The sequence below is a fragment of the uncultured Dokdonia sp. genome (assembly GCF_947492535.1).
In the GTDB taxonomy this organism is placed as follows: domain Bacteria; phylum Bacteroidota; class Bacteroidia; order Flavobacteriales; family Flavobacteriaceae; genus Dokdonia.
In genome coordinates this window covers 22,195-48,175 of sequence record NZ_CANLNH010000025.1, presented here as the reverse complement: position 1 = coordinate 48,175, position 25,981 = coordinate 22,195, and the positions used below count along the sequence as shown (strand labels likewise).

The following is a 25,981-nucleotide window of genomic DNA, read 5'->3' as shown; positions in this document are numbered from 1 at the left end:
ACTGGGTCTGCTCGGATCGCTTGCCAAGAAGCTTCTACAAAGTAGCTCCGCATCAATCGATGTGCCCGAGGTGTAATACCCATTACTTTATAATTAGCACCACTTTGATGAACTCCTGGTGCTAATCCAACATAACCTGCTAGATGTTTGACACTAGTAAAACGCCTAAGATCCCCTAACTCACACAATATGCCACAAGCAACAATACCCCCAATACCAGGAATACTTCGTAATAACATATAATCTTTCTTATAATGAACCTTGCAATATCTACGCAACTCTGTAGAAACATCACGTAATTCCTGATCTACAAATCGAAAAAAACGAAGACGGCTATCCAATGTAGATTTTGCCGTGGGGTATTGAAAAATAATATTATCTAACCAATTACGATACCTATGACTCCAATGATCATTGTCAAATTCCATTGGCTCCTTAATACCGAAATACAACAATTGCATCTTGATATAACTCTTAATCCTACGAAAATCCTTAACCAGATCATTACGCCTTCTAAACAAACTACGAAGTTCTTCTCTTTGTATATCTGGAATGAAAATACTTTCTAAACGACCATCTTTGAGCTCTCGACTGATCAACTGTGCATCAATCCTATCGGTCTTTGTATGACGCTCCTTACCTTTTCTATGAATGTCTGCTGGATTGACGACCAATGAACGCCAACCATAACTCTCAAAACAACGATGAGCAGAATAACCACAACAACCCGCCTCATAAGCAACACTTACTTCATAATCAGCAAAATGTTTATCTACATAATTCAATAATTGGTCTGGATCTGGTGACATACTAAAACTCTTACCTGAAAAAAGATCCGTACTACAATGAACCTTCCAACTACGTTTGTGAATGTCAATACCAATGTATAACTTAGAAGTGGCGATAATTTGAGTACTCATATCTTTAATTTTTAGTTCATCTTAAAGATACTCGACTTGTCGCTTTTTCATCGATGCTATAAAACATAGCTAATAAGTGTTTAAACGAAAGTTTTGTGTATATTTAGAGAGTCCGCCAAATTTTTAAATTTTACTATTTATCTTTTTTACTTGGAAATCGTCAAATTTAAAAATTTGGCTTGTGTTTATCCGAAAAGTAACCGCTTATTTTCAGCGCTACTTTTCATATACGGAGCCGTTAGTAAACATTATGAAATACGAATCAGAGAGATATGCAGTTGTTAATAAACCTACTCCTGAACTAGCCTTATATTTTGATAAAGTATATTGTTTAGATGGCAGTACTAAAAGTGTTTTTCCAACGGGTAATCACCTTTATTTACCAGAAATATCAAGAGATATTCCAGAATTCATAATTGATACTCAGAATTCACTAAACATTGACAATTGGGATTTTAAAAAAATTATAACAAAAAAATCTGCACACCTATTAAACGAGAATTTTAATGGTGAGATTACAATTAATATTAAAAAACTATCTCAACGGATTAAAAAAGGGAAGCTCCATTTTATGGGAGATATGAGAGACATTTTACAATTTAAACCAACTTTTGATAAAAAAAACTTTGACTTTGATTTCTTTTTTAAAAATCTTTTAATAGCATCGACAACTAATTTTCATAGAGAATCTGGTAAATATGTAGTTCCGGTATTTCAAGATCACAACTCATATAATTGGCTGAAAGGTGCTGATTTGAATCAAGGTATCGAATTAGCTCTGTTAGATTTACCAATCATAGAAGGGAAAAACTTAAAATGGAATCACGTTAAAGAAGTACGTGAAGATAAAGAATCTATAAAACAATTAAGAAACCTTAGATTATTTTTAGACGGAATAGAAGTAAATAAAGGTAAATCTTACATCCAAGACTTTCTATTACAAAAAATTGAAAATTATGAAGATGCATCTAAAAAACACGGTTTTGAAATTAAAAAAGAACCAGTTAAAGCTATAATTGATTTAGTTCATATTCCAAAATTAGTTGCATGTGGAATACTATCATTAATTGACCCAAGTCTGACTACTTTAGCGGGGGTACTTAGTTTAACAGAATTAGGAGGAGCTGTAAATGAAATTGGAAGTCTAGCATTAGAATTTAAAGGGCGGAAAGTTATGAAAGGGTTAGATTCAAAATATCAAGATGTAGAATATCTGATAAAGATAAAAGAACAACTAAAGAAATAACATTTGCTAACAACGTATCCTATGAAAAACCATAGTCCAGTTCTCTAAAGATAAATACTATTTTATTTTTCGCACTTCGACTACGCTTAGCATAAGCTTCTTCATCGTGTTGTTTCGCGAAAGCGAAAAAAACAAAAACATACCCCATAGAACATAGGCCCATTAATCATCTGGTTTTTAATTTGGCTTTTAGCATAGAAAACAAAATCGATCAGTACAAAATGTCCAAGATTCTTCTTTTAGGACATAATCATATATAAACACTACGGTTCTTTTATTCAAAATTAGATATTTGTAGTAGCAATCTATAAAACGTTGTAAATGAAAATCTACTCACTCGTAGTTATACTTCTATTATCTAGTATTTCTTGTTTCTCTCAATGTAATTCTGAATTAGAACCATATGCGTCTGGATTTGATACTATAGAAGGCGATTCATTTTCATTTCTAGACACTGTTTTAAATGATATTAGAATTGTAGGCTATGGAGAAGATACCCACGGAACTGCTGAGTTTACCCTCCTTGCAAAAGAGCTCATGGAGTACCTATCTAAGCAGTATAATTTTAAGGCACTCATCATCGAAACGGGTTTTGGAGAAGGGCAATATCTAAACGATTACATTCAGGGTAGAAGAGATGATTTAAAAACCATTTTGGAAGATCATAATTCAACCTGGAGATATAAAACAAAGGAATTTTATCAATTAATGAATTGGTTAAAAGCATACAACAGCAATACTGCTGACAAGATTCATTTATATGGTTGTGAAATGCAATATGTAATTTCAGATGTCAATAAAATTAGAGAATATTTAGAAAAAGTAAATGCTGATTATCAAATAGACGGGTTTGAAAAGCACTTATGGCAATCTATAGAAGAGAGCGAAAAAGTAGATTATTATATATCATATGCAAAACTCAAAAAGTATTTTATTGATAATTATGAACTATTCAAACGTAAAACTTCAGAGGAAGAATATAGTTTAGCTTATCATCATATTGTTGTGTTAGGACAATTTGTAACCGCAATTAATCAACATGCTGAACAACGCAAACACGATTTTCGAGATATGTATATGGCAGAAAACATTCAATGGATTCTAAATTTTCACGGAAACACATCTAAAGCGCTTTATTGGGCGCATAATGCTCATGTTGGGGATTTGATAACGGAATGGTAGATGTCACTGGGCATCAATTGAGGAAAATGTATGGAGATTCTTATTTTAATATAGCGACAGATTTTGGAACTGGAGAATTCTTGGCTTTTTCACAGGATTGGAAAATGGAAACATTTGGTTATGATAGCGTTCTCGAAAACACATTTACTGAATTCTTAAAAAGGTTAGGAAGTCCTAACACTTTTTTGAACCTCCGAAAAGCAAGAGAAAACAAAGAATTAACTGGGTATCTAAATTCAGCATTCACAACAATGAGTGGTGCTGGTGCACAAGTAAGAAACCAATCTACAGAAACTAAAGAAATTGGGAAAGCCTTTGATGGTATTATCTATCTTGACAAAACCAGTACAATCAATTGGGCGGAATAAAAAATGTTTTACAAGATCAGTAACTGCTGCTCAGGTCCATAATTCTTATTAAACTACATAGAAATAAGTTACCTTAGTACTACAATCCATATACTGGATCGTAGTAACATTACTCACTCATGCTCACTAACATCTTTGCTTTTTTTCTTAAAATCTCTCCAGAACTGAAACGATTCGTTTGGAAAAAACTATATCAATATCTGGCAAAGAAGTATCCCACAGAAGAATGGACGTATATGAACTACGGATACCAATCGAGTGATGCATCTATTAAAATTCCGCTGAAAGAGGAGGAAGAGAAAGATCGGTATATGATTCAGTTATATCATCAGGTGGCATCTGCTGTAGATCTTACCGATAAAGATGTTGTAGAAGTGGGAAGTGGTCGTGGCGGTGGTGCATCATACATCAAGCGATATCTTCATCCAAAAACCATGACGGGCATTGATTATTCTAAAAATGCGATCAAATTCAGCAAAGAACATCATTCGGTGGAAGGATTAACGTTTATGCATGGAGATGCAGAGAACTTACCATTAGCAAATGAAAGCGTTGATGTCATTGTGAATGTTGAATCTTCCCATTGCTATGGTTCTATGAAAAAGTTTGTGGAGCAGGTATACAGGGTACTTCGCCCTGAAGGACATTTTTTGTTTGCAGATTTACGTCCTGCAGAAGAGATGGAAGCGCTTGATAAGACGTTTCGTGAGGCAGGATTTGAAGTGATCAAAAAGGAATTGATTTCAAAGGAAGTGGTCAATGCCATGGAGGCATTTCATGAATTCAAATTAGCATTCTTTCAAAAGATGGTAAAAGGCTGGTTACGAAAACCACTCAACGATTTTGCAGGCGTAAAAGGTTCGAATATCCATACTGAATTGAGTAACGGAAAAACGGTGTATTATCAATATGTATTGAGAAAAGAGTAATCTATCTACAAGCAAGAACGAAAAAATTAATATAAAGCACACCAATATCTGGTATATTTTTTGTGACATTACTCACGCATAACACACTTAAAATCAATTCAAAATGAAAAATCGTATTCTCACATATTCTATATTTTTTGTTTTTATTTTCTTGTCACTCAATGCGCTTTCCCAAAACTCGGAAATTATTTCAGATACAGACGAATTTGAATATCTCATTGGCATGGAATATACAGATGTAAAGGAGCTAGATACTTTGGTATATCAAACCAGAACCAGTATGATAGATGCCAACAAAGAAACCAGTTCCACAAATTTTACGAATGGAACGTATCAAATCATTACTTCTGAGATAGTGAGATATGAACCTGAAACTCTCAAAAAAATTTACAAAATACAAGACATCATTGTTTTGAATGGTTCCTACTATTCATGTGAAGGTTGCTTAATTTCTGAAGAAAAAGATATTACGATTAAATCAATCCATCAAAAATCAAAAGTAAAAAAAGAATCTATTTTAATCGCTTTTGAAAAAAATGACCTCACAGGTATCTATATACAAGTCGATCCAAGCAAATATATATGGAATAAAAATACAGATCGATTAGAAGAGCTTAAAAAGAAACGTACACTAGGTAAGTTTTAATTGAAGACAAATTGAGATAAGTATTAATTAATAGAGGTAGTTACATGATTTTATATTTTATCATTGGCGTTTCTTTAGTTCAATATTTGATCTATTATATGAATAGCAAGTATATGCATAAGTTTCTTGATTTTATATGGTTATTTCTTATCATAATTGCACACTTATTTGTATTTCCAAAATTGTTTTACCTGAAACTTGATCCTAATGAAATTAATTGTGGATTACCTATGCTAGGCGTAACATTGTCTTTTTGGATTTTTGGTATGTTAGCTGCTTTTATAGCACATATCCTATGGAAATTCATATGTCGTCATACTAAAAATCGACTACATAAAGTAACATAAATAACATCTAAAATTTCTCTACCAGTTTAGGTATACTTCTCAAGTCTACTATCCTATTGACAATACTCATTTGCAAAACACTCACAAAACAATCTTAACCTATCCTACCTACGCTTTTGTACTTTGACTACGCTCAAGATAAAACTCTTCGTCGTGTTGTTTCGCGAAAGCGGAAAAAGCATAAAAGATAATTAAACGTGTGCTTATATAAATTATCGAAAATAATTCCTCTGTGAGATTGTAACAGGACTCAAATTTATTGGTCTCTATCTCTACTAGGCAATCTTTAAAAATGAAACCTCTAGTGATATTTGGATAGGAGAAGTAAATTAAAAATAACTAAGAAATGAAAAGAATCACTGCGCTAACAATCTTATTACTTATTACTTCCAATATAACAGCTCAAAGCAATAGAAATCTTCTAGACTTTGAATTTGAAGGAGTGTCATTAAATGGAGTCTTAAATCTTCCCAAAGATCAAAAGCCTAAAGGAATTGTACTGATCATCCATGGATCAGGAAAAACGAATGCTGTAGCACAAGAATGGTATTTAGATATAAGAGAAACCATTGTAAAATCAGGATATGCTACGTATATGTGGGATAAAATGGGGTGCGGAAAAAGTGAAGGCACATTCAATTACAACCAATCGGTTCAAAATAGTGCACTAGAAGCCATAGCTGCCATCCAAATGTTGAAAGAAAAGCAAGAATCAGTATCTAATACTATCGGTCTATATGGAATTAGTAGAGCAGGTTGGATCAATCCAATTATTATAAATGAATATAAAGATATTGCACTTTGGATCTCAGTAAGTGGTGTCGATGATAAGGAAAACTTCAGCTATCTTCTTGAAGAGAATCTAAGAATTGAAGGACTGTCTAAAGATTCAATTAAAATCATTGTTGATCAATGGTTGGAAGGAACAAAAATTGCTCACGCAGGAGGAAGTTTCGAAACCTATATGAATGCCACGAAAGACCTTCAAAAAAACGCATTTTGGTTGCGATTTATTAAAGAGAATTATGGCGAAATGAATGAAGAAACTTATACAGGTTTTCAAGTACCACTCATGAAAGAAACTCTTGATAAAGAAACAGGTTTACCCATTTACATTGAAGATTTTGATACCATCTTATCTAATGTAAAAATTCCAGTTTTGGCGTTATTTGGAGAAACAGATATGAATGTAGACTGGAAAAAAACCAAAACTTTATATGAAAACACAATAGGACAACATACAGACTTGACCGTACAATCATTTTCCAATTGTAATCATAATATAAACGAGTGTAAAACTGGAGGTTTCTATGAATTTCAAGATAATAAATTACCCTATAAAAGATGTGATGGCTTTCTTGATGCCATTGAAAATTGGTTACAAGGAAAATAATATACTTTCTTAAAACAAAGAATGAATTATTGTGAAACCTATAAATTAATGCTCAAAAATGCTATCTTAACATCATAGATGCTCTCATCATGACAACTTCACCCATTTCTATAAAAAAAGCAAATCGCTTCTTACCACATATTCTATTTGTGGGGATAGGAATAGGTACTGCTAATTATATCATGAATGGAAATCTCAACTGGATTCAATGGAGTATCCAATCAATAGTAACAAGTTTTCTCATTGGATATATACTCATAGTAATTGGATTGAATAAAACTTGGTTTACATCTCATTTTACATCTAAAATCAAGTTATATCTCTTCTTATTTTCTGTGTTCTTCTTAATAGGTGCATTAGCAACAGAAGTAGAACATTATATTAGATCTTTAATTTTCCAAAGCCAGGATTTCCAACCATTCTCCTCAGGAAAAATGTATGTGTTTAATGGAATTATTGCTTTGATTTTAGGATTTAGTTTTTTCTTAAACTATATGCCAAAAAATAGTACTTCTAATGAAAGCCATGAGTATTTAAAAAGGCAAGAAAATGAGCCCCAAAAACCGCTGGATACTAAGGAAACTATAACAAACATTCCTGTAAAACAAGGAGAAACCATTTTATTGATTCCTATTACTGATATTGTTTATTTTGAAGCATATGATAATTATGCTTTTGCGTATATGGTTTCAGGAGAAAAAAGATTGTGTGATTATTCCCTAGCTTTTCTTGAAAAAAGATTGGATGAAAATTTTTCTAGAGTTCACCGAAAGTATATCGTACATGAAAGTCATATCAAGAAGATCAAACCACACCTTAATAGTCGGTATATTATTGAATTTGATACTGGAATTGATGCTATCACGAGTAGTAAAAGTTATACTACGACCATTCGAAGGTTAATAAAAATCGAGTAATTCATTATAATACAAATACTAGTTCCCTTCTTCTTTTTTGAAGATTCGTTCACCCATTCTACCACACCACTCACCCATTATTCAGTCCTCCTACCCGATTCTTCTTTTATAGCAAGCTACATTTCAGTTATTTGCGATGAATATATTTCAAAACAGAATTTCATCAATCAAATACAAAGCCTATGGATATTGTTCACAATTCAAATATCATACTTCACGTCATCACAGGAATCATTGCGTTACTATTAGGAATTATAGCGCTGCTAAGTACTAAAGGGGGAAAAATTCATACTAAAAGCGGAAACTACTTTCTGAAACTAATCTTCATCGTTATTATAACTGGTATGATTGGAGTTTTTGTTTTTAAAAGAAATACCTTTTTACTAGTTATTACTGTATTAACTGGATATGTTTCTTTTTCAGGATATCGGGTTCTACGTACAAAAACCAATACACCCAAACGTATTGATATCATCGTGGCAATTCTGAGTTTACTAGTATTAGCATACTTCCTATATTACTTCAAATCCATCGGTATGATCTGGTCTCCCATTATTATTTATAGCACTGTGAGTGCATTACTATTAGTTATTAGTTATGATTTTATCCGATATCTTATTCCTAAAGAGGCCTATAAAAAGCATCGTATTTGGCTTTATGAGCATATTTATAAAATGACTAGTGCTTTTTCTGGTTTACTATCTGCTTTTACAGGAACGGTATTAGATGAATACCAACCTCATAGTCAATATATCCCATCTGTTATAGGAATACTTATTATCATTGGGTTTATGATGTACACATACAAATATGGACCAAATAGGTCACCTCGTTAAATCCGAATTATATATAAAATATAATGCATACCAATCCCAAACTTCTTAACCATGAAGAGTTTTAGTATCTTTAACTAACAACCATAGAGACTATAAATCGATTAACGAATACATACCATTTCTACAATACAAACAAAAGGCTGGATTTTTATTTTTCTAATTTCAATATCGAGTGTACTGAGTTTCAAAAGTTATGGGCAAGACCCTAATTTTCATATTTATTTGTGTTTTGGGCAATCTAATATGGAAGGACAAGGAGCTATTGAAGCACAGGATAAAGTAGTAGAAGATCGTTTTCTAGTACTCCAAGCGTTAGATTGTCCTACACTAGGCAGAACAAAAGATACTTGGTATCCAGCTGTTCCTCCTTTATCCCAATGTCACTCAGGACTTTCTCCAGCCGATTATTTTGGAAGAACAATGGTGGCTAATTTACCAGATACTATTAAAGTAGGTGTTATTAATGTTGCTGTTGGTGGTTGTGACATTCGGTTATTTGATAAGGATCTATATCAAGAGTATCAGACAACTTATAAAGAAGATTGGTTTACAAATAAAGTAAGAGACTATAAAGGGAGTCCGTATGCTTATTTGATGGAGATGGCTAAACGCGCACAACAAAAAGGGGTGATTAAAGGAATTTTATTACATCAAGGAGAAACAAATACGGGAGATCCACACTGGCCAGCCTATGTAAAGAAAATATATCAGGATATGCTTACAGAACTTTCGTTAGATGCAAAAGAGGTTCCATTGCTTGCTGGCGAACTTGTCTCTATAGATGATAGTTGTTGTGGGCGTATGAATCCCATTATTAATACGTTACCCAACATTGTAGAAACTGCCTACATTATCCCATCTACAGATTGTACTGCTCAGGACAACGCTCATTTCGACGCTGAGGGATATAGAGAAATGGGAAGAAGATATGCTACCAAAATGCTTACGTTACTTCCAGAATAATACAGTAAAACTAACCTCTTTTTCTTACAGGTTTATGTATACGCTTTCGCGAAATCAAACTTGTGAGACCTGCCTGCCGGTAGGCTAGTTCACGACTGCAAGGAGAGTGAAACGGTAAAGCAAAAAAAAGCTTTTTATATTAGTACATACCATATCTTTATGGCATATCAAATACGAACCACTCCAGCTTATGAAATTTTATAAAAACATACTACTACTTATCACCATGGGAATATTGAGTTCTTGTATCGCACAAGAGAATGAACAACGCATATATCTTGCAGGGTGGGAAGCGGAGTTTAATGGTGACGAAGACTGTCAGAAATTTATAGAGACACAAGTCATAGATAAAAAAACAGCGCATACTGTCTGGTCATCTATAGAGCTCGTATTTGAAAACAAAAAATTAGTTAAAGCTTATGATCATGAGGAAGGTCAAAAAACAGAACGAAAATTAAACGAAAGTGAAATAGGTCTTGAATATACAGCTATCAAACCTCATCAAATTTATGAATTGAATCGAACTACAAATTCTCAAAGCTACCTAGGAGGAGAAGCTCCCCCTGAGTTTACAATGCCATCATTTGAATTTAACACTCCATTTCAATATTTAGGAAAATTTTCTAAGTCTGATGCTCCCTTTACTTGGTTACCTTTTGATATTCATTTAATAGCGCCTCTTTATTCAAACTTTGAAAAACTATATGTTGATTATTCTGATCCTATGCATCCAAAAGTGATTAATGTAGAAGAGTTAAAAGAAGCTGGCACTTCATATGATGACTTACAACCAGACTCTGAAATCATTTATAAAAAAGTATATATCAAAGGTCAAAAATCGAATGATTATAGTAACGGAATGGCACATACAGGAGTACCCAGCTGGATACAATATCCAGATATTCCAACTTGCCCAAAATCTCAGAAAACAATGCGTTTCTTAGGTCAGATCACAAGTGATGTAGTAAGCACAGAACGTACAAATGTACACTTGAAAGATGAATGGTATCAACAATACTTTGATAGTATGAACTTTTGGGGAGACGGAGATCTTTATATTTTCTTTGATTCTGACAGCAAAGTTGCTTGTTTTATAATTCAAAATACCTAGTAGTTTCCATATAAGATATTACCCTACTTTCCCTAAATTAGTATTCAAAAAATAAGTACATGCAGCAAACGTGGTGGAAAGAAGGTATCGTTTATCAAATATATCCTAGAAGTTTTAAGGATACAACTGGAAATGGTATAGGAGATTTACGCGGAATTATCGAAAAACTAGAGTATATCGCTAGTCTAGGTGTAGATATTATCTGGTTAAATCCTGTATATGATTCACCTAATGATGACAATGGATATGATATACGTGATTACCGAAAAATCATGGCTGAGTTTGGCACCATGAGTGATTTTGATGAATTACTGGCAGGTATGAAAGCTCGCGGCTTACGCCTTGTGATGGATTTAGTAGTCAATCATTGTAGCGATGAGCATGAGTGGTTCCAACAATCACGATCGTCTCGTGACAACCCGTATCGCGATTATTTCCACTGGTGGCCCGCCGAAAAAGGCACGCCTCCCAAACGTTGGAGCTATTTTGATGTCGAAGAAAATGCATGGCAATACGATGCAAAAACGGATGCCTATTATTTACATTATTTCGCTGTAAAGCAACCCGATTTAAAATGGGAGAATCCAACGGTACGGCAGGAGATTTATGATATGATGCATTTCTGGTTTCAGAAAGGTGTCGACGGGTTTCGTATGGATGTGATTCCGTTTATAAGTAAAGATATTACCTATCCTGAAATTAATGCTACAGCACCACACGAGTTTATTGCCTACTATTCTAATGGTCCACAAATACACGAATATCTCAACGAACTCAACCGAGAGGTCATCTCCAAATATGATGCGTTTACCGTAGGGGAAGGTCCTGGGATTCATATCGATCAGGCGTTGGATTTTGTGCATGAAGATCGTAAGGAAATGGATATGTTTTTCCACTTTGATTTGATGTCCTTAGATCGTAAACCAGGCGAGGTATTTACGATGCGAGATGATGCTTGGAAACTCTCGGAATTTAAAAAAATATTTAGTGATTGGGATTCCGCTTTCGCGAAAGCGGGATGGGGAAGTTTATTTTTAGCAAACCATGATTTTCCAAGGTCTGTGAGTCGCTGGGGAAATGACAGCCCCGAACATTGGAAAAACAGCGCTACCCTACTCCATACCTTTTTACTGACCATGAGAGGGACTCCTTATTTTTATCAAGGTGATGAGATTGGGATGACCAATGTACGTTTTACAGAAATAGAAGATTATCGAGATATCAATACTATCAATCGCTATGAATTGGTAAAAAATAATGGGGGCGATTTAGATATTTTTATGGCAAGTGAACAACATGCTGCGCGTGAAAATGCTCGAACCCCAATGCATTGGGATGCAAGTCCAAATGCAGGATTTACTTCTGTTACGCCTTGGATACGCATGAACCCGAATTACAATGACGGTGTTTCTGTAGCACATCAAGAAACAGAGGACTATTCTGTACTTTCCTATTTTAGAAAAATAACGGCTGTACGAAAATCAAATCTCGCATTGGTATATGGTGACTATGAATGTTTGCATCTAGATCATGAAGAAATATATGCATATACCCGCACTTTAGGCGCCGATCGGTTTTTGATTTTACTTAATTTTAGTGATGATACGGTGCAGTATACGTTACCCTCTCACATTACCTATAACCGAAAAGTAAAAGTGATTTCGAATGCGCTTATTCTAGATGATCAGACTTATAGAGAATTTATGCTTGGAGCATGGCAAGCAGTCGTGTATCGACTGGAGGATTAAAGTTATTTAAAGAATACGCAAATCATGAAAATAATAGTAAAAGACAAGATTGAAGTAAGTATCCGAGAGTTACATCAATGGGGAACATACAATGGTCTTCTAGAAGGACTCCCTACCGATGGATCTAATAAACGTACTATTGAAAGAGTCATCAAAAGAGCGCAAGAAATGTGCTATATGAATGATTATTATTTAATTGAGCCTAAGCAAACACCCATAAAAATTAACAGACCCTATCCATTTGGTACACCCATGAGTTTGCCTTCTATGGTATGTGTTGCAGAGTTATGGCATCATCAACCTGCAAGAAATGAAGATATGCATGCATCTTCATTATTAGTAATTTGGTTTCAAGAAACATATTGCTTTCCAATAGAAGATGATATTCTTGAAAAATTCAAAACAATAGATTGGGGTAAACATGCCTATGATTTTGAGTATTAAAAAAGTACTTATTCTTTTATCACTTTAAACGTTTGTACTTTTCCTCCTGATTGAACTCTTAAAAAATAGAGTCCATTAGTATAACTTTGTAGTGAAATTGATGCATTTTCTGTTATTTTTTGATCTATTATTAATTGTTGCCCCGTAACACTATACAAACTATAGGTACTATTATTTAAAGCGTTTTTCATTGTAATTATATCGCTAGTTGGGTTTGGGAAAATTTCTATATCCGCTTTCGCGAAAGCGGTCTCAACTCCTAATACACTTTCATCTTCATAATACACAAATCCATTTCCTGCATATCCTACATAGAGTACACCGGGAATAAACGGGTTGGCTTCAAATACTTTTGCACGATCGTAAATCCCTAAAGGATACGTGCCTATTTGCGTCCAATTTTCGCCTTGATCTGTACTCTTAAAAATCCCATACACATCATTTACTTCTCCCTGGATAAAAACGGTAGGATATGTAGCATTGGGTTCTGGAGCCCCTAGAGTAACATTTAATACTTTATCTGTATTAGAAAGTGTTGTCCAAGTTTCTCCTCCATCTGTAGATCGTTTTAACCCTTCAATTAACTCTGTGCTTTGCTCAATACCATTGGCAAAAAACAAATGCCCTTCAAAACGTGGCACACTCTCTAATTTGGCATTAAAAGCAAAGGCACTATCAAGTCCAGTTTCTGTAGTCCAAGTGGCGCCACCATCTATTGTTTTATGAATAAATCCATTTCCAAAATCATAGAGATAAAACGTATTAGGCGCTACACGATCTGCTGTTAATGCTAATCTAGAAAAGAAAAACCCACTCAAGCAACAGGTATCTGAAGCACCAGGAATAGATGCTTGATTCCAAGTTTGTCCTTTATCTAAAGTATAATAAGGCAATTTATTATCTGCTGGTAACCAAACAATATTATTGATATCTGTAGCACTCACTGATATAAAACCAAATAATTGCGTATCACCTTCAGGAAGTGATGCAAACTTTGTCCATGTCTCACCTCCATCTTCTGAGTACCCTGAATACTGTGTTCCTTCATCAAAACAACAAAAACGATGGTCATCTACTACAGATACTACAAAATTAGGATTATTGATATTACGATCTAAAGACCAAGCTGAATTAAATCTATTGATGGGTCCATAGGTTTCTGGGTAAGCATCTAAATCATTGTGTTTGAATATAGGTCTATCCCAATGTACCGTCACTACAGAACCATCGGTAAGGCCTATAATATCATTAGACACCAAGTGTTCTTGATCTTTAGAAGTTTCTACCCATGTAATATCATTATCTTCTAGATCTGTAGATGTCCATGTTCCTACCCCATCACTTATCCATAGTTTCCCTTCTTCAATAGGATCAAAGACAATCTCTCCCAAAGAAAAGAAATCCCCTTCATACCATTCCATCCAGGGAATAGTAGGTGCTACTCTTGTCTTAGTCTTAAATTCCCACATGGGTGTATTTGTAGTAAGGCCTGCAGTTTGGAATGTATCTGTAAATCCGTTACCAAATAACAAAGCTCTATTTTCATCAAAAGGGTCTAATGCAATATTTAAAAATTCATTGGAACCATTAGGGAAAACTATCCTCCAGTTTAAACCGTCATAGGCCATAGCTCCAATACTATTAAAATTACCATCGTATCCTACAATATATAAAATACCCGTATTTGAAATTTCGGTATCCAGAAAAACTGGATTTGTTATACCACTATTGGTTGCCTCCCAAGTAACTCCCGCGTCTGTAGATGTATATACATCTCCCCCATCGACACTTGCATACAGTGTATTTGTTCTTCCATTGGTATTACCACTCGTTGTATCAAATTTGATTTCACGTACGCCTCTATCTACAGTCCCTGAAGGAACTGTTGTGACAGTATTCCAAGAATCACCACCATCAAAAGTCACCCACAACCCATCATTGATACTCCCAAAGTATACAATATTTTCATTTATAGGGTCTACAGAAAGACGTTCTCCTGAAAGTTTAGATTCATCATTGTTAGGAAAGTTTTGAATAGATGGAAAATTAGTTTTTTCCCAAGTATCACCACTATTTTCTGATTTAAAAATACCATCTTCAAAAGCCATATAAGCAATCGCAGGATTACTATCTGCTCCAACAATACTCAACACACCATCATATCGTTGTACATCTATCTCTGACGAAGGCATTGAATTTGAAGTGATCAATTGAATCCAAGCATTTGATGATGGTTCATACCTATAAGCTCCACCAACATCAGACCTTGAATAAATAGGATTTCCATTGGGATGGACATACAAACCTGTCATCCATCCGCCGGCTCCAGTTTTGAGAGGTTTCCATAATTCATTTTGCGCAGAAATTGTTGCAGTTCCTATAAGAACTAAGAGTAGGATTAACTTTTTCATAAGTAGCTAGTTTTCTATAAGTTAAAAACTACAGCCTAATCTTCAAAAAGATTAACAGTCTTGTTTAAACCTACACATCCTAGGTTATTAAAAATATAAAACAATTCAAAAAACTAATAATCAAAAAGTTAAATCATATTACCTATCTATTTCATGATTTAAAAAAAAATAAAAACGTTAAACATGACGGTTATATATCAATACTTCTAATAAGAAGTCAAATTGATATGATAATTACCTAAAATGATCAGTAAATGGTGTTTAAAAAGCACAAAAATCCCTTTGTGATTTCGTATCTTTACTTCAAACATTTTTAATGAATATTCCCACTATCGATTTACCTCGAATCGTTGTTATCGGGGCAGGGTTTGCAGGGCTTCAAGTTGCTAAAAAGATTGATACCAATCACTATCAACTTGTTCTCATTGACAAAAATAATTACCACACATTTCAACCTTTATTATACCAAGTATCTTCGGCTGGATTAGAACCTGATTCTATTGCGTATCCTATTCGAAAAATCTTACGTAAAAAAAAGAATACATTTTATAGGCTTACCAATGTTGAGCAGATAGACACAGAAAAATCGATTATTAAAACGGCTATTGGTGATATTGGTTATGACAAACTAGTGATCGCGACAGGTGCTACAAACAATTTCTTTGGAAATGATAGTATTGCTACGCATTCACTTCCTATGAAATCACTCACAGATGCATTAAATCTTCGTTCTAAAATCTTAGGCAATTTTGAAAAAGCACTCAATACTACAGATCTAGAAAGACGTGAGGAGCTCATGAATTTTGTGATTGTGGGTGCAGGACCAACTGGCGTTGAACTTGCAGGCGCGCTTGCCGAACTTAAAAATAAAATTCTTCCTAATGATTTTCCTGATCTAGATTTACGTGTTATGAAAATTCATCTGATAGAGGCAGCGCCAAGAGTTCTTGCTCCTATGCATGAGCGCTCTTCAGAAAAAGCATTTACGGCACTTAGAAAATTAGGTGTACATATCTGGACAGAAACCTTTGTTACTGACTATAAAGACAATGTTGTTTCTACAAATGGTCCTGAATCATTTAGAACAGATACACTTATTTGGGCAGCAGGCGTAAAAGGAGATTTTCCAGAAGGCCTTAATGCAACAGAAATAGGACGAGGACATCGTATTATCACAGATGACTTCTGTATCGCAAAAGGTGTCGATAATGTGTATATTCTTGGCGATGCAGGATTGATACAATCCGAACGATACCCACAAGGCTTGCCTATGCTTGCCTCTGTTGCTATGCAACAAGGAATGTATCTTGCCAAAACATTCAATCGCTTAGCGCGAAATAAAAAAACCCTCCCATTCATTTATAATGATAAAGGGTCTATGGCTACTATAGGACGTAATAAAGCTGTCGTTGAAGTCAAGAAATTTAGATTCCAAGGGTTCTTTGCTTGGCTGGTTTGGATGTTTGTTCACCTAATGCTACTAGTAGGCTTTAGAAACCGCGTTGTTGTGTTTGTGAACTGGATGTGGAATTACTTTAGATATAATAATGGCTTACGACTCATTGTAAGGCCTTATAAACGTCCTGCTAAAACATAAAAATGTTAAAATGAAATTTATTAAAAACATATGTATCCTTTTGTTATGTATCAATATTCAAGGCTGTAGTAAAGACTTTAAAGTGACTATAATCTCTAAAGAAGATAGAACTAATACTGCTATAAATCCATCAAGTAATTACAATAGTTATGTTCATACCAAAGTCCAAAAAGGTAGAGATATATTGATAAGTAGTGCATACAATATAAATTTAGAAAAAATCAAATGGCGAAATACTACGAATTGGGCAATTAATAGTATTCAATTTCAGGATAGTCATCAAGGTGGTGTACATATATACCATTCCCCAACCTTAATTACCTGTTATGAAGTTAATAATCATTTAAATTTTATTTTAGAAATAGATGTCCAAATAGCAACTCAATCGAGTAAGCTTACTGAAATACCGAATAAAGCGTTAGTATACCCTAAAATCCAAAATGGAATTAAAAAATTACAACTTACAGAAGTTGATACCGTAAAATTAACTGGTATTGGTTCTAAAATAGAAAATGGAATTCATGTGAAAATGAAAAAAATAATTCATTTTCAAAATCAAAGAAATGGTCTTGTAATTAAAGAAATTGAATCTTATTCTCAAAAAGATGTACAAGGTTTACAAACCATTTTTGGTCCTGATACATTCTTAATTATTGATGAAAAGAATTTACCTAGCTTATTAAAATATTAACTCAGGGATAAAAAATCTAAAACATCAAAAATATAAATGACACTATCAGTTATTTATATAAATCCCTAATATTTTCTTTCCACATAGCCGAGCTTAAACACTTGTCAATTCTTCATTTAGTACAAGTGTAAATTCTATAAATCCTCTATACGCTTTCGCGAAAGCGTATAAAAGTAGTTCATACTCCTTATTCAAAAGGGGCAAATGACCTAATCAACTAAATAACAATCAAATAAATTTGTCTCATATAAAAAAACACCTTTTAAAAGGTTTTTTTATAGTTCATAGGCTTGTACAGCGCAAACGACAATGAGTTGAAAACACAAACAAATGACAATCAAATATATAGCTACTGAAATTACTGATCTAACCTTAAGAAATCAATGCAATTTACGATACGTAAATGTATCTTTAACATATGTATTATGATGAAGAAAGTTAGAATAATTAATTGTCAATAATACAAATTAACAGGGGGATAATTTATTAACTAAAATCAAAAAAAGAATGAACAATTACAGAAGAGAAGAGGCTCTTGAAAGAAGAAGAAAAGCTGCGCAACTTGCGTATGACCGTCCACATTTACCACATATTGATAATGGAGACGAACAATGTTTTAGACATGATCAAAAAAATGCTGAGCGTCACGGCATTGCAAAGGGGGAACCATCGTATTTAATGACTTTTACCAAAGGAATGCCTCATAATGAGAAAACTGGATTGGTAAACACACCTCTTAATGTCCAAAAGTTTATCAATGCGATAGATAGTGGTGACGAAAGAGATTTTAGAGACACGCCTTTAGGACGTGAAGAAAATGTAGGTTATGAATGTAAGCTTCCTGACTGGTTATCAGAGAAAGCAAAGACAGGTAACAATGGAAGACCTGTTGGCCTACGTGCTTGGGAAAGTCAGAGTGCTGGATTGGCGTTTGATCTAGAAGGGCCAGATGCACAAGCAGTTACAATGCCTCCTGCACCTCGCCTAGGAAGTGAGGAATTAGAAGGAGAAATGGCTGAGGTGTATACCCAAGCATTATTAAGAGATATCCCTTTCCATGCATATACCAATGGGGTTATGGGATGCGGAAAAGGTCAGGATATCAAAAAAGACATATCGCCAGATTATGTTATTAATGCTTTTGACACAAAAGCCGATTATGTAAAACAAGTACAAGAGTTTACAGCTAGATTACAAAAGCTAGATTGGTTTAATGAAAAAGTAGATTTAAAATTAAATGAGCAGGAAGAAATACGTAGATGTGATCGTTTATGTCCTACACCTGCTACTGCTTATAGAGGAATCACACCAGGTGATGACATAGGTCCTTACCTTTCTCAATTCCTTTTAGTAGGAAATACAGGGGTTAATGGAAATGATGCAGAACGCAGAACCAGAGATGGATTAATCACGTATGGAGCAATTTCTATAGATCAGCGTGTGCGTACAGCAACTCCAGGTCAAAACTACATGCAAACTTGGGAAGAATGGTTAGATGTACAGAATGCAGCAAATGTAGGTGCTCTTGAAACATATCTTCCTGGAAATACGCCTCAGGGACGTCGTTTTATCTATACACCTCGTGATCTTGCTACGTATGTACATTATGATGCATTATATGAAGCATACTTAAACGCATGTTTAATTCTTTTATCAAATGGAACTCCTTTTGATCCAGGAATTCCTTTCCAAGGAAATGACAAGATTGATCACCAACAAGGATTTGCTCATTTTGGTGGACCACACATCTTATCATTAGTTACTGAAGTAGCAACACGTGCATTAAAAGCAGTACGTTTCCAAAAGTACAATGTACACAGACGTTTACGTCCTGAAGCATTAGCAGCAAGATTATTTAAAATTGATGAATTACAACACATGGCTCCAGATTTAAGAGAGCTGTTTGATAATTTAAAAGAGTGTAAAATTCTTGATGCCGTAGCAGATAAAAATGGAAAAACTGGAAACTATTTATTACCAATGGCTTTCTGTGAGGGATCTCCTATGCACCCAGCATATGGAGCAGGTCATGCAACAGTAGCTGGCGCATGTGTAACCATTCTTAAGGCATTCTTTGATCATAAGAGTCTACTAGAAGTAGTTCCTAAAGATGAGTTGCTAAAAGAAGATTTTAAGATTCTTGAAAAAGTAAAACCAGGTCTTACAGAAGATAAAGTTCACTCATCAAACCTTGCATACGTATCTGTAGATGAAGGGCAATCACTAAGTGTTGTACCTGTACTAGACAGCAACAATAAAATTGCAAAACTTACTGTAGAAGGAGAACTTAATAAATTATGTTCTAATATTTCTATAGGACGTGACTGGGCTGGAGTGCATTACTTCACAGATTATTATGAGTCTATCTTAATGGGAGAAGAGATTGCCTTAGGTATTCTTGAAGAGCAAAAGTTATTGTTTGGAGAAAACTTCTCAATGACAGTTCCATTATTTAATGGAGATACAAAGAGAATTTAATAACGCTCAGTATTTATAATTTTAAAGCGCTACTCAATATGAGTAGCGCTTTTTTATATATCCCAGTTACGGAAAACCGTAAAAGAATAAAACATGTTTTGCCTTTCTTTATATTAATATATAATTCAAACTATGTCTAAAAAAAATAAAACCCTAGATATTGAAGACACAAAAGTTAATCTCAAACTACATTCTATTATAATTTTGATTGGATTTGGGATTTCTATTGGTGTAAATGTTGCTACGTTTTTTGATATGAAAAATCAAATAACAGAACTTACAAAAACTACCAAAGACTTAGATAAAGAAATGATTAATCAATTTAGTTCTCAAAAAGAAAGATTTGACGAAAAATTATCTGAAGTAAAAGAAAATCAAGCTTATATAAAAGGTATTTTAGATAATCTAGCTAAAGAAAAGTAAATGAAACGAAACCTTTATTTTTCATATTCATTACTAATCATTTATATTTTAGTAGGTCTATTTCAAAATAGACATCTACACAAAGAAATAAAAAAAGAAAAGGAGCATATTATTGAGTTACAAGAATTATTATTTAGTAATAAAAATAAATTCACCCAAGTTGATACTATAAATTATGAATATGAACTCATTGTATGTACTCTTGATACTCTTATAAAGAATAAAATTCTATACAAGAGCATTCCAAAATCAAAAACTGAGCCAACACCTGAGCCAACTCCTGAACCCGAACCAACACCTGAACCGACTCCAGAGCCCGAACCAACTCCAGAATCCGAACCAACACCTGAACCAACTCGAGAATCCGAACCAACACCTGAACCAACTCCAGAACCCAAACCAATACCAAAACCTGATCCAATACCTAGATATAGGAATGATTTGTTTTTAGGAATAACAGATATTTTTAGTGATTCTAGAAAACAACGTCCGATAAAAATTAATGATAAATATATTTGGATTGAACTTGAGTCAGAAAAAGGGGGATATAAAAATTCTTTAAGAAGTATTTTAAAAGGAATTTTCATTAATGATACTCCAACTCATATAACTGAAATAAGAGAAGGGACCAAAAGAACACAGACTGGGATTATCACATTGTACTATATTAAAATTCAACTTCCCAAAAAGGCTTTATATCAACGAAATCGAATTATAATTTCAGCAGATAGAGACTATATACAATGGTTTAAGTTATAACTTCATATTTTCCAGTTATATTCTTTTAATATCACCTCATACTCATCATATCTAGAATCATTTAGAAAACGATTTTCAAAATCGTCTCGATACCATTCAAATAGAGAAGAACAAGAAATGATTTTCTCTTCATGGTTTACAATAAACTCTTGTGATACAAAAGAAATTTCTGCCTGTGTAAGTTCTTCTTCTAGGTGTTTTTCTGTATAGAACGCAATGGCTGGACATGATGTTGCTCCACAGTTTAATGCAAAATGGATTCGATAGTCTATCGCATCGACCATCAATCGTAGTTTAGGGTCTTTTTTTTCTATATGTGCTCTTGCATTACGACGTAAAAGACCATGTTCAATATCGTCTAACGAAAATTCTAATGTTCCTATAAAAACTAAAGGTCTCTTAAAGAAATCTACTTGTTCTTTCATAGACTCTTTAATCTCAAACTTGATAATGGCATAATTAGTCAATCCATTATATACATTAAGCCAAAAAGCAAGTTTTGCAGTATCATTTTGATATACGGTAAGATCTATTTCTTTTAAAGAATTAAGATATTCTTCAATCAATGTATGTCGTATAACATCGCCATATTGATAAGCATACCGTGCTATTTTTAAATCTTTAGAAAAGGATTTAGCATCAAAAACCATCACTCGTACTTATCTATTCCTTCTTCTGTTTCGATTTCGACTGTTTCTCGAACTTGAATTCGAACCTTCACTTTTTTGAGAATTATTCTTTGATCTATTATTTCTAGACTGTCTATGTTGTTGTTTATTTTCGGCAGCTCTAGCTTTTAATTCTTCGATGGTATCTGTAGGTTCAAAGCCTGGTACGATGTTACTAGGTAAACGTTCTCCTAATAATTTTTCAATACCTCTTACATATTCTTTTTCATCTACACCCACTAAGGAAATTGCTTGTCCGCTGGCTCCTGCTCTTCCTGTACGACCTATACGATGTACATAATCTTCCGGCACATTAGGAAGTTCATAATTAATCACATAAGGCAATAACGGAATATCAAGACCTCGTGCTGCAATATCTGTAGCAACGAGTACACGTATGGTTCCTTTTTTAAACCCTGCTAATGCTTTTGTACGTGCATTTTGCGTTTTATTCCCATGAATCGCTGCAGAAGTAATTCCTGCCTTATCTAGTTTTTGACTTAATCTATTAGCACCATGCTTAGTACGTGTAAAAATGAGTACTTGATCCCAATTGCCTTCTTTGATAAACTTTGTAACAAGGCTTGTTTTTTTAGATTTATCTACACGATACGTGGTTTGATCTACCTTTTCGGCAGTTGTATTTTCTGGAGTGGCTTCTACCAACACGGGTTTGTACAACATGCTGCTTGCTAATTCCTTAATACTTTTAGAAAACGTAGCACTAAACAACAGTGTTTGACGCTTTCTAGGAACTAAAGAAATCACTTTCTTTATATCTCTCACAAATCCCATATCCAACATGCGATCTGCTTCATCAAGCACTAAAAATTCTATTTTAGATAATGATATTTCTCCTTGGTTTTGTAAATCTAATAATCGCCCTGGTGTTGCAATCAAAATATCAACTCCCTGTCGTAAGGTACGTACTTGCGGTTTTTGATTCACTCCTCCAAAAATAACAGTCGATCGAATATCTAAAAACTCGCTATATACTTTTACATTATCATACACCTGTGCTGCTAGCTCACGCGTAGGCGTAAGGACTAATGCACGTATAGGGCGTCTACGTCTGGACTCTGATTGTGTTAATAGTTGCAACATCGGTAAAGTAAATCCTGCCGTTTTTCCTGTTCCTGTTTGTGCAGAAGCTAGTACGTCTTTTCCTTCCAATACTACTGGAATCGCTTTTTCTTGTATAGGTGATGGCGTAGTATATCCTTTTTTGCTTACTGCTTTAAGCAAGGCATCAGATAAGCCTAATGATTCAAATGACATATATAAGTCTTAAGAAATGACATTTTTTATAAGTCATTCATGTGTCCTACAAAGGTACGCTTATTTTACTAGGTGTTTATATAGATATACGCTTTCGCGAAAGCGTACACCACCAGCATAAAATCTAACTATGCGCTAAAATCACGATATTAACGTTTCCAGAACTTCAATTTTTTCTTGAGGCGCTTTTTTCGATGGAAGCCTTCCTGAAAGTCTTGCACGTCTTTCCACATCGCATTAAACACGGTAGTAGCATCTTCCCCACTCGCTTCAGCATACGCATCTGCTGTCATCTTTACTTGAGATTCAATAGACGACAAACGTCTAAAATTAGACATGCGTGTTTTAAAATCCATCGGACCAAATTCCATACGATTCAAATCCACTAAATAGAAATCATAGCCATCATCCTTAATTACAATCAATGTATTTCCTGGAGAATGATCTAGAAAGTGAATATTCTTTTGGTGGAGACCGTAGGTAAATTTCGCGAAAGCGGACAATATATTCTTATCCCCGACATACTCAGAATCACGTATGAGTTCGCGATACGTCAAATCATAAGATAAGTGTTTACTCACATAGTAACTCCTTCCAAAAAAGAGACCTCGTTCTTCAAAATAACCTATAGGCTCTGGCGTAAGCACGCCATTTTCTAATAATTGATTGCCATACTCAAAAGAGCGTCTTGCTTTGGATGTTCTAAAATAACGATAGGCAATCTTATTAATCAGGTTAGGAACTTTGAAGGATTTGATATTAATGGTCTCACCGTCAAGTTCAAATAACTTCAACGAATTACGATTACGCTCATCAAACTTTTTTCCTTGTGATTCAAAATGAGTCACAATATCTAAAAGACGATCTGCTTTCTCTTTATATGTGGATGCAATATGATAGTTCACACTACAAAACTACTGTTTATAAAACAATGAACAATCAGCAGTTTTCAATTATCTTTGCAGGCATGTCTAGAATTCCTACAATTTTTTTAGAAAGTCATAATCTCAAAAACCTAAAAACAGGTTTTGGGCAGTTTAATTATCACCTTATTAAAGGGATTTACAAAGCGCAAGCTTCTGACATACGTTGTACGGTGTATGCAAAAGATACTGCTCCTTTTCAGAAAGAATTTGGTCGTTTTTTCGATTATAAAAAGTACTATACACTACATAGACGTGCGCCATTTAGAATTAGAAAAAAGTATGATGTATGGCATTCTCTAAATCAAAACGTAAAGATTGAACCGCATCATGACATTCCCTATGTACTTACAGTGCATGACGTCAACTTTATAGATGAAGTATCTACAGATCTACATCATGAGAGTAACCAACGTTTTCAAGCAAAGTTAGATCGAAGTCATGCGATTACCTATATTTCAAAATATTCACAAGAGTCTACTCATAAGTACTTTAAAGTACCTGATATTCCTGAATATATTATCTATAATGGAAATACGCTAGAAACTATTACGCTACCTGAAAATCATACTCCTGAACTAAAAGTAGAAGGTCCTTTCCTGTTTAGCATTGGGGAGTTTAGCGCACGTAAAAACTTTCATACGCTAGTAGAAATGCTAGCACTAGTTCCTGAATATACCTTAGTACTTGCAGGAAATAATGGTACCGATTATGCAAAAACAACATTGCAGGAATGTATTAAAAAACACGGTCTTCAAGATCGTGTGATATGTACTGGGAAAATTTCTGAATTTGATAAACAATATTATTTAAAACACTGTACTGCTTTTGTATTTCCTTCCTTACGAGAAGGATTTGGCATCCCTCCTATAGAAGCGATGCGATTTGGAAAGCCTGTATTTATGTCTAATAACACCTCTTTGCCCGAAGTAGGTGGCACACATGCATTTTACTGGGATCATTATGATCCTACATATATGGCAGATATCTTTACAAAAGGATTAGAAACATATTTAAAAAATCCAGATAGTCTTTCTAAAGCATACATAGCACATGCAACGAGTTTTAGTTGGGCTACTGCCGCAAAACAATATATAGACGTCTATAGAAGTCTTACATCTTGATATTATGAAAGAAGAACACGATAAAGCAATTGCAACACTTAAAAGAGGCGGACTCATCCTTTATCCTACCGATACTGTATGGGGTATAGGTTGTGACGCAACAAATCCTGATGCCATAGAAAAAGTATATCAACTTAAAAAACGCGCAGAAAGTAAAGCGTTGATATGTCTTGTAAGTGACTTTAAAATGTTACAACAATACGTTGAGGAAATTCCAGAAGTTGCGTATGATATTTTAAAGTATGCTGCCAAACCTACCACGATTATTTATGATGATCCTATACGTATTGCAGAAAATTTAATCGCAGAAGACAATACATTAGGGATACGTGTCTGTCGAAATAAGTTTTGCAATTTTTTATTGAAGAAATTCAGAAAACCGATTGTCTCTACAAGTGCAAATATCAGTGGAGCTCCTACGCCTAGAAGCTTTAAAGAGATCGACCCTGTTATTTTGGAAGGCGTAGACTATGTTGTAAATTTGGATCGAGAAAAGAAAAGCCTCGCACCTTCTGCTATTATCAAATTAACCAATGACGGAAAAGTCTCTGTGATCAGAAAATAAGAGACCTCATACAA

25 protein-coding genes are annotated in these 25,981 nt (G+C 34.2%); 20 read left to right on the top strand and 5 right to left on the bottom strand.

Annotated features, from left to right (window positions below):
- Positions 1-920, bottom strand: a 920-nt coding sequence (locus tag Q1A60_RS20840) for an IS110 family transposase (RefSeq protein WP_300008421.1), incomplete at its 3' end; no start/stop codon positions are given.
- 250 nt (positions 921-1,170) lie between these two features.
- Here Q1A60_RS20840 and Q1A60_RS20835 point away from each other — a divergent pair.
- The 13 genes from Q1A60_RS20835 (at position 1,171) to Q1A60_RS20775 (ending at position 13,050) form a co-directional block, all read left to right on the top strand.
- Entirely contained in the window at positions 1,171-2,166 is a 996-nt protein-coding gene (locus Q1A60_RS20835; RefSeq protein ID WP_299769572.1) for a hypothetical protein, read from the top strand.
- A 321-nt stretch (positions 2,167-2,487) separates the two neighbouring features.
- Positions 2,488-3,348, top strand: coding sequence for an erythromycin esterase family protein (locus Q1A60_RS20830; RefSeq protein WP_299769569.1), 861 nt, complete (start codon positions 2,488-2,490; stop codon positions 3,346-3,348).
- Entirely contained in the window at positions 3,342-3,716 is a 375-nt protein-coding gene (locus tag Q1A60_RS20825) for an erythromycin esterase family protein (RefSeq protein WP_299769566.1), read from the top strand. The genes Q1A60_RS20830 and Q1A60_RS20825 overlap by 7 nt, the downstream gene beginning before the upstream one ends.
- Before the next feature lie 119 nt (positions 3,717-3,835).
- Positions 3,836-4,645, top strand: a complete 810-nt coding sequence (locus Q1A60_RS20820; RefSeq protein ID WP_299769563.1) for a class I SAM-dependent methyltransferase — start codon at positions 3,836-3,838, stop codon at positions 4,643-4,645.
- Positions 4,646-4,748: 103 nt separating this feature from the next.
- Positions 4,749-5,291, top strand: a complete 543-nt coding sequence (locus tag Q1A60_RS20815; protein WP_299769560.1) for a hypothetical protein — start codon at positions 4,749-4,751, stop codon at positions 5,289-5,291.
- Between the two features lie 113 nt (positions 5,292-5,404).
- Positions 5,405-5,638, top strand: a complete 234-nt coding sequence (locus Q1A60_RS20810) for a hypothetical protein (protein WP_299769558.1) — start codon at positions 5,405-5,407, stop codon at positions 5,636-5,638.
- Between the two features lie 346 nt (positions 5,639-5,984).
- Positions 5,985-7,031 carry an alpha/beta hydrolase gene (locus Q1A60_RS20805; protein WP_299769555.1) on the top strand — a complete coding sequence of 349 codons (1,047 nt, stop codon included), beginning with the start codon at positions 5,985-5,987 and terminating at the stop codon, positions 7,029-7,031.
- 89 nt (positions 7,032-7,120) lie between these two features.
- A complete protein-coding gene (locus Q1A60_RS20800) occupies positions 7,121-7,948 on the top strand; it encodes a LytTR family DNA-binding domain-containing protein (protein WP_299769552.1) in 828 nt (275 codons plus the stop codon).
- A 182-nt stretch (positions 7,949-8,130) separates the two neighbouring features.
- Positions 8,131-8,784: a hypothetical protein gene (locus tag Q1A60_RS20795; RefSeq protein ID WP_299769549.1), complete on the top strand. Its 654-nt coding sequence runs from the start codon at positions 8,131-8,133 to the stop codon at positions 8,782-8,784.
- Between the two features lie 243 nt (positions 8,785-9,027).
- Complete coding sequence (locus Q1A60_RS20790; RefSeq protein WP_299769546.1) at positions 9,028-9,747, top strand: sialate O-acetylesterase; 720 nt, start codon at positions 9,028-9,030, stop codon at positions 9,745-9,747.
- 190 nt (positions 9,748-9,937) lie between these two features.
- Positions 9,938-10,858, top strand: a complete 921-nt coding sequence (locus tag Q1A60_RS20785; RefSeq protein WP_299769542.1) for a hypothetical protein — start codon at positions 9,938-9,940, stop codon at positions 10,856-10,858.
- A 59-nt stretch (positions 10,859-10,917) separates the two neighbouring features.
- Positions 10,918-12,606 (top strand): alpha-glucosidase, encoded by a 1,689-nt coding sequence (locus Q1A60_RS20780; protein ID WP_299769540.1) that lies wholly within the window; start codon positions 10,918-10,920, stop codon positions 12,604-12,606.
- A 24-nt stretch (positions 12,607-12,630) separates the two neighbouring features.
- Positions 12,631-13,050, top strand: coding sequence for a hypothetical protein (locus Q1A60_RS20775; protein WP_299769537.1), 420 nt, complete (start codon positions 12,631-12,633; stop codon positions 13,048-13,050).
- 8 nt (positions 13,051-13,058) lie between these two features.
- On the opposite strand, the gene Q1A60_RS20770 is transcribed toward Q1A60_RS20775, so the two are convergent.
- Entirely contained in the window at positions 13,059-15,461 is a 2,403-nt protein-coding gene (locus Q1A60_RS20770; protein ID WP_299769534.1) for a T9SS type A sorting domain-containing protein, read from the bottom strand.
- 316 nt (positions 15,462-15,777) lie between these two features.
- Between Q1A60_RS20770 and Q1A60_RS20765 the strand changes: the two genes are divergently transcribed.
- The 5 genes from Q1A60_RS20765 (at position 15,778) to Q1A60_RS20745 (ending at position 21,409) form a co-directional block, all read left to right on the top strand.
- Positions 15,778-17,058: an NAD(P)/FAD-dependent oxidoreductase gene (locus tag Q1A60_RS20765; RefSeq protein WP_299769531.1), complete on the top strand. Its 1,281-nt coding sequence runs from the start codon at positions 15,778-15,780 to the stop codon at positions 17,056-17,058.
- A gap of 10 nt (positions 17,059-17,068) precedes the next feature.
- A complete protein-coding gene (locus tag Q1A60_RS20760) occupies positions 17,069-17,749 on the top strand; it encodes a hypothetical protein (protein ID WP_299769527.1) in 681 nt (226 codons plus the stop codon).
- A 507-nt stretch (positions 17,750-18,256) separates the two neighbouring features.
- Complete coding sequence (locus tag Q1A60_RS20755; RefSeq protein WP_299769525.1) at positions 18,257-20,227, top strand: vanadium-dependent haloperoxidase; 1,971 nt, start codon at positions 18,257-18,259, stop codon at positions 20,225-20,227.
- A 132-nt stretch (positions 20,228-20,359) separates the two neighbouring features.
- A complete protein-coding gene (locus Q1A60_RS20750; protein WP_299769522.1) occupies positions 20,360-20,650 on the top strand; it encodes a hypothetical protein in 291 nt (96 codons plus the stop codon).
- Positions 20,651-21,409: a hypothetical protein gene (locus Q1A60_RS20745; RefSeq protein WP_299769518.1), complete on the top strand. Its 759-nt coding sequence runs from the start codon at positions 20,651-20,653 to the stop codon at positions 21,407-21,409.
- 2 nt (positions 21,410-21,411) lie between these two features.
- Here the strand turns inward: Q1A60_RS20745 and Q1A60_RS20740 are convergent, their stop codons facing one another.
- The 3 genes from Q1A60_RS20740 to Q1A60_RS20730 all read right to left on the bottom strand — a co-directional run bounded on the left by Q1A60_RS20740 (position 21,412) and on the right by Q1A60_RS20730 (position 24,260).
- A complete protein-coding gene (locus Q1A60_RS20740) occupies positions 21,412-22,059 on the bottom strand; it encodes a DUF547 domain-containing protein (RefSeq protein WP_299769515.1) in 648 nt (215 codons plus the stop codon).
- 9 nt (positions 22,060-22,068) lie between these two features.
- Entirely contained in the window at positions 22,069-23,355 is a 1,287-nt protein-coding gene (locus Q1A60_RS20735; protein WP_299769512.1) for a DEAD/DEAH box helicase, read from the bottom strand.
- 149 nt (positions 23,356-23,504) lie between these two features.
- Positions 23,505-24,260 carry a Kdo domain containing protein gene (locus Q1A60_RS20730; protein ID WP_299769509.1) on the bottom strand — a complete coding sequence of 252 codons (756 nt, stop codon included), beginning with the start codon at positions 24,258-24,260 and terminating at the stop codon, positions 23,505-23,507.
- 26 nt (positions 24,261-24,286) lie between these two features.
- On the opposite strand from Q1A60_RS20730, the gene Q1A60_RS20725 reads away from it, so the two are divergent.
- Positions 24,287-25,402 (top strand): glycosyltransferase family 1 protein, encoded by a 1,116-nt coding sequence (locus tag Q1A60_RS20725; RefSeq protein ID WP_299769506.1) that lies wholly within the window; start codon positions 24,287-24,289, stop codon positions 25,400-25,402.
- Between the two features lie 4 nt (positions 25,403-25,406).
- Positions 25,407-25,967, top strand: a complete 561-nt coding sequence (locus Q1A60_RS20720) for an L-threonylcarbamoyladenylate synthase (protein WP_299769503.1) — start codon at positions 25,407-25,409, stop codon at positions 25,965-25,967.
- Positions 25,968-25,981 lie beyond the last annotated feature (14 nt).